Raw genomic sequence first — 262 nt, 5'->3', positions numbered from 1 at the left:
GGCCGCGAGCGGCTGACCGTGCACCACGAGCGGGACGGCGACGGACGCCAGCCCCGGGATGACCTCGTCGTGGCTGGTCGCGTAGCCGCGTCCGCGCGCCTCGACCGCCTCGTCGCGCGGGTGGCCGTCCGGCAGCTCGGCCCACTGCGGCTCGGTGAGCACCGACTGGAGGGCGATGCCCGGGGCGCCCGTGGTGACCGGATGCCGCGTGCCCGGCCGCTGGGCGACGGCGGCGTGCGCGTGCGAGGGCTCGATGCTGACC

Annotated in this window: 1 protein-coding gene; it reads right to left on the bottom strand. The window is 78.2% G+C overall.

From position 1 onward, the window contains the following. The coding region (locus AC1RPY_RS07965) for a hypothetical protein (RefSeq protein WP_481763147.1) at positions 1-262 on the bottom strand (262 nt) is incomplete at both ends.

It is taken from the genome of Dellaglioa sp. CoH-56-MRSF-12, from assembly GCF_056782075.1.
This window is presented reverse-complemented; position numbering and strand designations above follow the sequence as displayed.